Raw genomic sequence first — 7,094 nt, 5'->3', positions numbered from 1 at the left:
CGGACTCCCTCCTGCCGAGGGCGGCTTGGTCTACCAGCGACTGTGGAACCCCACCGTGGCCCGCTTCGAGGACGCCCTCGCCTCCCTTGAGATGGCCGAGCAGGGGGTGGCGTTCGCCTCCGGGATGGCCGCGCTGACCGCGTGTCTCATCGCGACAGTCGAGGAGGGCAAGCCGCACGTCGTGGCGGTGCGGCCGATCTACGGCGGGTCCGACCACCTGCTCGCGACCGGGCTGCTCGGCACCGAGGTCACCTGGGTCGAGCCGGACGGCATCGCCGAGGCGCTGCGGCCCGACACCGGGCTCGTACTCGTGGAGACGCCCGCGAACCCGACGCTGGAACTGCTCGACCTGACCGCCGTGTGCGAGGCCGCCGGGGATGTGCCGGTCATCGTCGACAACACCTTCGCCACGCCGGTTTTGCAGTGGCCGATCGAGCACGGCGCGACGCTCGTGCTGCACTCGGCGACCAAGTACCTCGGTGGGCACGGTGACGTCATCGGCGGTGTCGTGGCGACGTCGGCGGACTGGGCGGCGAAGCTGCGCCGGGTCCGCGCCGTCACCGGTGGGCTGATGCACCCGCTCGCCGCGTACCTCCTGCACCGCGGGCTGCAGACACTGCCGGTGCGGGTCAACGCCCAGCAGGCGACCGCCGTGGAACTCGCCGGGTGGCTGGGCGAGCAGGAGCACGTCGAGCGTGTGTACTTCCCGTCCGGCCCGCTGGTGGGCAGGCAGATGGCGGGACCGGGCGCGATGGTCGCGTTCTCCGTGGCGGGTGGCTACGACAGCGCGGCAAGCCTGGTCGAGGCGGTGCGGCTGATCACCCACGCCGTGTCGCTCGGCGGCGTCGACTCGCTGATCCAGCACCCCGCCTCGCTGACCCACCGGCCGGTGGAGGCGCACGCCAAGCCCGACGCGGCCGTGGTGCGGATGTCGGTCGGCCTGGAGCACCTGGAGGACCTGCGCGACGACCTCGCGTACGCGATCAAAGAAGCGCACTAGCCCAAGTCGAGAGGTGGCGGGTTTGTCAGGCGCCAGCCAGTACATTCGGCCAATGGGCCAACCGAGTGACCTGGATGCGGTGGATGTCGCGATTCTGCGGGAGCTGCAGAAGGACGCCCGGCTGCAGAACAAGGAACTCGCCGCCATCGTCGGCGTCGCCCCCTCCACCGCGTTGGAGCGAGTGCGGTCGCTGCGCAGACGAGGGGTGTTCACGGGGTTCCACGCCACTGTGAACCTGGCCGCGCTGGGGAGGCCGGTCAGCGCACTGCTGTCGGTGCGGGTCCGCCCGCACCGGCAGCAGATCGTCGCCGCGTTCAAGGCGTTCGTCCTCGAACAGCCCGAGACGGTGTCGCTACTGCACGTCGCCGGGCCCGACGACTACCTGGTCCAGGTCGCCGTGCCCGACACCACCCACCTGCAGCAGCTGCTGATCAATCGCCTGCTCAGCAGGCCCGAGGTGGTCTCGGTGAACACGATGTTGGTCTTCGAAGCCGTGGGTCAACCGGTGCAAGGGCCGATCGGGTAAAGCTGTCACTCACATGGGTGATATGCCAACGGTGAATGACGCATTGGTGTTGATGGCGCGATTGGGTAGCCAACTGCTGGTCAGGTGCGGTAAACAGGCCAAGTCGAATACACCGTGTCACCAGATCGCGGCTCTGAGCGGCAGTGACACTCGGCCAGTCGGGTGATAACGATGAGCCAACCCTGCGAAGAGTCACTGCCCGGCGACCTGGGCGAGATCGACGACCTCCTGCGTTCTGTCGTGGCCGATGGCTTCACCGTGTACCTCTGCGGCGGCAGCGACAGCCCGGAGGCCATCGTGGCCACCTACGCCTGGGAGAGCCACGTCGACTACGTGGTGATCAAGGACGCGCACGACGTGACGGCCGCCAGATCCCGGCAGGTCCGCGACTGGGACGTGTTCACCGCCGAGTCGGTCGTCTGGTCCTACCACGGCCATGCCCGCTGGGCGCTGCGCGCGATCCTCGACCTGTTGCCCCCGGACCACCCGCAGGCCCCGGACGACGAATACCCCGCACCCGCCGGCCTGCAGGTCGACGAGTCCTACCTGCGCAAGGTGTCGGTCCGGTCGCCGCGGCCGGGTCTGGTGGCCCGGCGGGCGATGCGGCTGCGCACCGCGACCTACGGCTGCCGCATCGGCTGAGGGCGCTCACAGCCGAGCGATGGCACCATCGAGGACATGAGACGCCTTCTTCTCGGCCTGAGCGGGCTGGCCGCCGCGGCTTGGGCCGTGCGCGACGTGCCCGTCGCCATGGGTGCCAAGGCCCGAGGCGAGCGCGCCGACCGCGTGAGCCGCTCGCCCCAGTTCCACGACGGCAGGTTCCACAACCGCGCGCGGACGATCCAGTTCGACCAGGAGGCGAGCGGCGGCCTCGTCCGCGAGCTGCTGTTCGGCAAGCAGCAGCGGACCCCGGTGGGCGAGATCCCCGTGGTCACGCCGGAGCCGCCGACCGACGACGGCCTGTTCCTCACCTGGTACGGCCACGCGACCACGCTCGTCGAGATCGACGGCGCGCGGGTGCTGTTCGACCCGGTGTGGAGTGAGCGCGTCTCGCCGTCGCAGCTGGTCGGCCCGCGCAGGCTGCACCCGATGCCGCAGCCGCTCTCCGACGTGCCCGACGTCGACGCCATCGTGATCTCGCACGACCACTACGACCACCTCGACCTGCCGACCGTGCGCGAACTGGTGCGCACGCAGACCGCGCCGTTCGTGGTGCCGCTGGGCGTCGGCGCCCACCTGGAGCGCTGGAAGGTGCCCGCCGACCGGATCATCGAACTCGACTGGGAGGAGAGCGCCGAGGTCGCGGGCGTGCGGCTCATCGCGACCGCCGCGCAGCACTTCTCCGGGCGGGGCTTCACCCGCGACGAGACGCTCTGGACGTCGTGGGTCATCGCCGGTCCGACGCGGAAAGTCTTCTACACCGGCGATTCCGGCTACTTCGACGGCTACCGCGAGATCGGCGAGGCGCACGGCCCGTTCGACGCGACACTCATCCAGGTCGGCGCCTACGCCGACGGCTGGCCCGACATCCACATGACCCCGGAGGACGGCGTCGCCGCGCACGTCGACCTGCAGGGCGGGCTGATGATCCCGGTACACTGGGCGACGTTCAAGCTCGCGCTGCACGCCTGGACCGAGCCTGCGGACCGGGTGTGGGCCGAGGCGAAGGCCCGCGACGTGGCGCTCGCGATCCCGCGGCCGGGTGAGCGGGTCGACGTCGACGCCCCGCCGACCGTGGAACCGTGGTGGCAGACGCTCGCATAGGCTCGAACCGTGCTGACTTTCCGCGAAGCGACCCTCGCTGACGTGCCCGTTCTCGTCCCGCTGATCGAGTCCGCCTACCGCGGCGACTCCAGCCGCACGGGCTGGACGACCGAGGCGGACCTGCTCGAGGGCCGGCGCACCGACCCCGACGGCGTCGCCGAGGTGATCACCTCGCCCAAGAGCGCGCTGCTCATGGCGTGGCGCGACGACGACCTGGTGGCGTGCTGCCATGTCGCCGAGGAGGACGGCGCCGGGTACTTCGGCATGTTCGCCGTGGTCCCCGGCATGCAGGGCGGCGGCATCGGCCGCGACACCCTGGCCGAGGCCGAGCGCTTCGCCCGGTTCGAGTGGGGCCTGGGCGAGATGCGGATGAAGGTGATCAACGCCCGCGAGGACCTGATCGCCTGGTACGTGCGGCGCGGCTACACGCGGACCGGCGAGCTGACCCCGTTCCCCTACGGCGACGAGCGGTTCGGCGTTCCGCTGCGCGACGACCTCGCCTTCGAGCTCCTGGTGAAGCCGCTCGGTTGACGGCCGCGCGCCGACACGGTCTGCTGTCCTGGTGTCCACTGCCTCGTACCGCCAGCTCCGCTTCGTCGCACCCGCGGGGTCGACCGAGTTCCTCCTGATCCGGCACGGCGAGTCCGCCGCCGCCGATCCGGACCGCGGGTTCGACCTTGTCGGCGGCCAGGGGGACCCGCCGCTCGCGCCCGAGGGTGAGCACCAGGCCGAGCGGGTCGCCGCCCGGCTGGCGAGCCTCGGGATCGACGCCATCTACGTCACGACTCTCCGGCGCACGGCCATGACCGCCGCGCCGCTGGCCCGCGCGCTGGACCTGACGCCGCAGGTGGAGGCCGACCTTCGCGAGGTGTTCCTCGGCGAGTGGGAGGGCGGCCTGTTCCGGCAGAAGGTCGCCCAGAACGACCCGATCGCGGTGCGGATGCGCGAGGAGCAGCGCTGGGACGCCATCCCCGGCGGCGAGCCGAACGAGGAGTTCGCGAAGCGGGTCCGCGGGGCGGTCGAGCGGCTGGCCGCGCGCCACCCCGACCAGCGCGTCGCGGTGTTCACCCACGGCGGCGTCATCGGGCAGGCGATCGCCCTGGCCGGCGGGTCCGCGCCGTTCGCGTTCCTCGGGTCGGACAACGGGTCGATCTCCCAACTCGTGGTCGACGGCCCGGTGTGGCACGTCCGCCGATTCAATGACACAGCTCACTTGGACCACGGCAGGACTGTCGGATTGACCTAGGGTGCTGGAATGGCACCACGTCAGGTCTCCGACACCCGGATCATCGATGCGCCCGCGGCCGAGATCTTCGAGCTGTTGGCCGATCCCGCGAAGCACCCCCTGATCGACGGGTCCGGCACCGTGCTGGCCGCGCGCAGCACCGGGCCGCGCAGGCTCAAGCTGGGCGACAAGTTCGGCATGGACATGAAGATGGGTCGGCAGTACAAGATCCTGAACACGGTCGTCGAATTCGAAGAGGACCGGCTGATCGCGTGGCGGCACTTCTATGGCCACCGGTGGCGCTGGGAGCTGCGCGACCTCGGCGACGGCCGCACCGAGGTCACCGAGACCTTCGACTGGTCCACCGCGCGCATCGGCTTCCTGCTGGAACTGGTGAAGTTCCCCGGCAAGAACCTCAAGGGCATCCGGGCCACGCTCGACCGGCTCCAGCAGCGCTTCGCGGGCTGACTCGTCCAGCGGGGCGTGGTCGCCGGTGCGACCATGGATCTATGACGTATCCCGATAATGACCCTCGCTATTCCGATCCTCAGCGCGAGCCCGTCGTGCCTGGGATGCCCGCCGACGAGGAAGTCGTCCACGAGCGCGTCGCCGACACCGACGCGAGCCGCAACCGTGCCGTCGGCATGATCTGCAGCCTCATCACGTTCCTTTGTGGACTGTTCGCGGTCGTGTTGGTGGCGAAGATCATCCTGACGATCGCCGACGCCAATCCGTCGAACGGCTTCGCATCCTTTGTGGACAAGTTCTCCGGCGCGGTGTCGCTGGGCTTCGAAGGGCTCTTCACCCCGGCGTCGGAGAAGATCGCCGTGCTGCTCAACTACGGCATGGCCGCGATCGTGTGGCTGCTGATCGGCGCCGCGCTCACCTATCTCATCCGCCGGTTCGCCGCACCCGGGCCGCGCCGCGAGGTCCGCTACCGCCGATCGGTCGAGTGATCAGCGGTCGGACTTGCCTCTCTTCTTGCCCTTGCCCGATTTCGCGGCATCGGGTGATTTCGCGTCGTCCGTCCTGGGTCCTGTGTGGACACCGCAACCGTGGTCCCGCCGGGGGCAACGGGCGCCCGCCCGTCAGCGCCACCGCGGCGAGCCGCTGGGCGCAGTCCGCGGCGTCCGGTCGGTCGGCCGGGTCGCGGGCGGTCATCGCCGCCAGCGTCTCCGGCCACGGACCGGGCAGCCAGTCGGGAATCCTGGGGTCGCGGCGCAGCCGGGCCACGGCCGCCTCCACGTCGGTGCCGTCGTACTCCGGCCTGCCGGTCAGACACTCGAGCAGCATCAGACCCAGCGAGTAGATGTCGGCGGGCGGGCCGCACGGCTCACCCTGTACTTGTTCGGGCGCAAGGTAAGCGGCCGTCCCGACGCACTGCCCGCTGCCCGTGACCCGCTCGTCACCCTCGGCGCGGGCGATGCCGAAATCCGCGAGGTAGCAGCCCACCGTCTCCGACAGCAACACGTTGGATGGCTTCACATCGCGGTGCATGATCCCCTGGGAGTGCACGTACGCGAGAGTGTCGGCGAGCCGCGCGCCCAGCCGGGCCGTGCGCTGCGGGTCGAGCGGACCGCTGTCGATCTCCCGGCGCAGCGTGCGGCCGCGCACCAGCTGCATGACCAGGTACGGACGGTCGCTGTCGGGGGCGATGTCGAAGACGCGGAGCAGGCCGGGGTGCGACAGACCGCTGAGCAGCCGCGCCTCGGAGTCCAGTCGCGCGGCGGTTTCACCCTCGGCGCGGCGCCGGAACAGCTTCACGGCGACTCGCGGCCGAGGCGGATGTCGGTGGCCTCATGCACGTCGGCCATACCGCCGGTGCCGACCAGCCTGCCGAGCCGGTAGCGCCCGTCGAGCAAGTCGCCCGGTCGCATTGGCCCACCCCTCCGCTCGATCGTCTCAGGCGACTCAGAACTACCCCCGGTGGGCGCCGCATAAACGCTGGTCCGGAACGGGTGGTCCTGGTGAAAACCGGCATGGAAACGCCCGAATGGGGGTACCAGGTCCGCGTAGAAGCTCAACGCCGAGAACACGGAGGACACCATGTCCCTGAACGACGACGACATCCGCAGCGGCGAGGCGGGGAACCACGGGGTAGCGGACGGGGGCGCGCAGGGCTCTCCCGGCGGTCATGACGGTGGCGCCGACGGCGGCGCGGACGGTGGTGCGAGCGGCGGCGGCTTCGGCGGCGGGGGAAGCCACGGCGTGGGCGACGGCGGTGCCGAGGGCACACCGGGTGGGCACGACGGTGGCGCCGATGGCGGTGCTGACGGTGGTGGCGGAGGCGGCTTCGGTGGCGGCGGCTCGGACGGCGGTGCTGATGGGGGCGCGGATGGCGGCGCCGGTGGGGGTGGCTCCGGTGGCGGCGGCTTCGGCGGTTCCGACGGTGGCGCGGATGGTGGCGCTGACAGCGGCGCCGGTGGCGGGGGCGGTTTCGGCGGTTCCGATGGTGGGGCGGATGGCGGTGCTGACGGTGGCGCCGGTGGTGCGGCGACCGGCGGCTCCGGCGGCGGCGCCTACGGTGACACCGAGTCGGGCGGCCGGGCGGGCAGCGGCCTCGACGACGAGTCCGGCCG

At 71.0% G+C, this 7,094-nt stretch carries 9 protein-coding genes and 1 pseudogene; 8 read left to right on the top strand and 2 right to left on the bottom strand.

Annotation, left to right across the window (positions count from 1 at the left end; genetic code table 11):
- From ACRDSQ_RS10760 to ACRDSQ_RS10725, 8 genes are all read left to right on the top strand, one after another.
- Nucleotides 1-1,000 (top strand): trans-sulfuration enzyme family protein (locus tag ACRDSQ_RS10760; RefSeq protein ID WP_431420710.1); only part of this gene is annotated, 1,000 nt, incomplete at its 5' end.
- Between the two features lie 52 nt (nucleotides 1,001-1,052).
- Entirely contained in the window at nucleotides 1,053-1,526 is a 474-nt protein-coding gene (locus tag ACRDSQ_RS10755) for an Lrp/AsnC family transcriptional regulator (protein WP_431420709.1), read from the top strand.
- 171 nt (nucleotides 1,527-1,697) lie between these two features.
- Nucleotides 1,698-2,168: a hypothetical protein gene (locus ACRDSQ_RS10750; RefSeq protein WP_431420708.1), complete on the top strand. Its 471-nt coding sequence runs from the start codon at nucleotides 1,698-1,700 to the stop codon at nucleotides 2,166-2,168.
- Between the two features lie 36 nt (nucleotides 2,169-2,204).
- Entirely contained in the window at nucleotides 2,205-3,290 is a 1,086-nt protein-coding gene (locus ACRDSQ_RS10745) for an MBL fold metallo-hydrolase (protein ID WP_431420707.1), read from the top strand.
- A 9-nt stretch (nucleotides 3,291-3,299) separates the two neighbouring features.
- A complete protein-coding gene (locus ACRDSQ_RS10740) occupies nucleotides 3,300-3,821 on the top strand; it encodes a GNAT family N-acetyltransferase (protein ID WP_431420706.1) in 522 nt (173 codons plus the stop codon).
- Nucleotides 3,822-3,852: 31 nt separating this feature from the next.
- Nucleotides 3,853-4,536, top strand: coding sequence for a histidine phosphatase family protein (locus tag ACRDSQ_RS10735; protein WP_431420705.1), 684 nt, complete (start codon nucleotides 3,853-3,855; stop codon nucleotides 4,534-4,536).
- Between the two features lie 9 nt (nucleotides 4,537-4,545).
- On the top strand, nucleotides 4,546-4,983 hold the full coding sequence (locus ACRDSQ_RS10730) for an SRPBCC family protein (RefSeq protein WP_431420704.1): 438 nt from the start codon (nucleotides 4,546-4,548) through the stop codon (nucleotides 4,981-4,983).
- Nucleotides 4,984-5,024: 41 nt separating this feature from the next.
- Nucleotides 5,025-5,471, top strand: coding sequence for a hypothetical protein (locus ACRDSQ_RS10725; protein ID WP_431420703.1), 447 nt, complete (start codon nucleotides 5,025-5,027; stop codon nucleotides 5,469-5,471).
- On the opposite strand, the gene ACRDSQ_RS10720 is transcribed toward ACRDSQ_RS10725, so the two are convergent.
- The gene (locus ACRDSQ_RS10720; RefSeq protein ID WP_431420702.1) at nucleotides 5,407-6,279 is read right to left on the bottom strand and encodes a serine/threonine-protein kinase; all 873 of its coding nucleotides are present in this window, start codon (nucleotides 6,277-6,279) and stop codon (nucleotides 5,407-5,409) included. The genes ACRDSQ_RS10725 and ACRDSQ_RS10720 overlap by 65 nt on opposite strands.
- 153 nt (nucleotides 6,280-6,432) lie before the next feature.
- Nucleotides 6,433-7,094, bottom strand: a pseudogene (locus tag ACRDSQ_RS10715) (hypothetical protein); the annotation flags it as partial.

Origin of the sequence: Actinokineospora sp. (genome assembly GCF_050699995.1) — a bacterium.
Classification (GTDB): domain Bacteria; phylum Actinomycetota; class Actinomycetes; order Mycobacteriales; family Pseudonocardiaceae; genus Actinokineospora.
The sequence above is the reverse complement of the archived record's forward strand: the minus strand, read 5'-3'. Positions and strand labels throughout refer to the sequence as shown.

What these genes read in the sequence shown, in the direction of transcription:
- ACRDSQ_RS10755 (WP_431420709.1), top strand. Translation starts at nt 1,053, where the DNA reads ATGGGCCAACCGAGTGACCTGGATGCGGTGGATGTCGCGATTCTGCGG.
- ACRDSQ_RS10745 (WP_431420707.1), top strand. Translation starts at nt 2,205, where the DNA reads ATGAGACGCCTTCTTCTCGGCCTGAGCGGGCTGGCCGCCGCGGCTTGG.
- ACRDSQ_RS10730 (WP_431420704.1), top strand. Translation starts at nt 4,546, where the DNA reads ATGGCACCACGTCAGGTCTCCGACACCCGGATCATCGATGCGCCCGCG.
- ACRDSQ_RS10725 (WP_431420703.1), top strand. Translation starts at nt 5,025, where the DNA reads ATGACGTATCCCGATAATGACCCTCGCTATTCCGATCCTCAGCGCGAG.
- ACRDSQ_RS10750 (WP_431420708.1), top strand. Translation starts at nt 1,698, where the DNA reads ATGAGCCAACCCTGCGAAGAGTCACTGCCCGGCGACCTGGGCGAGATC.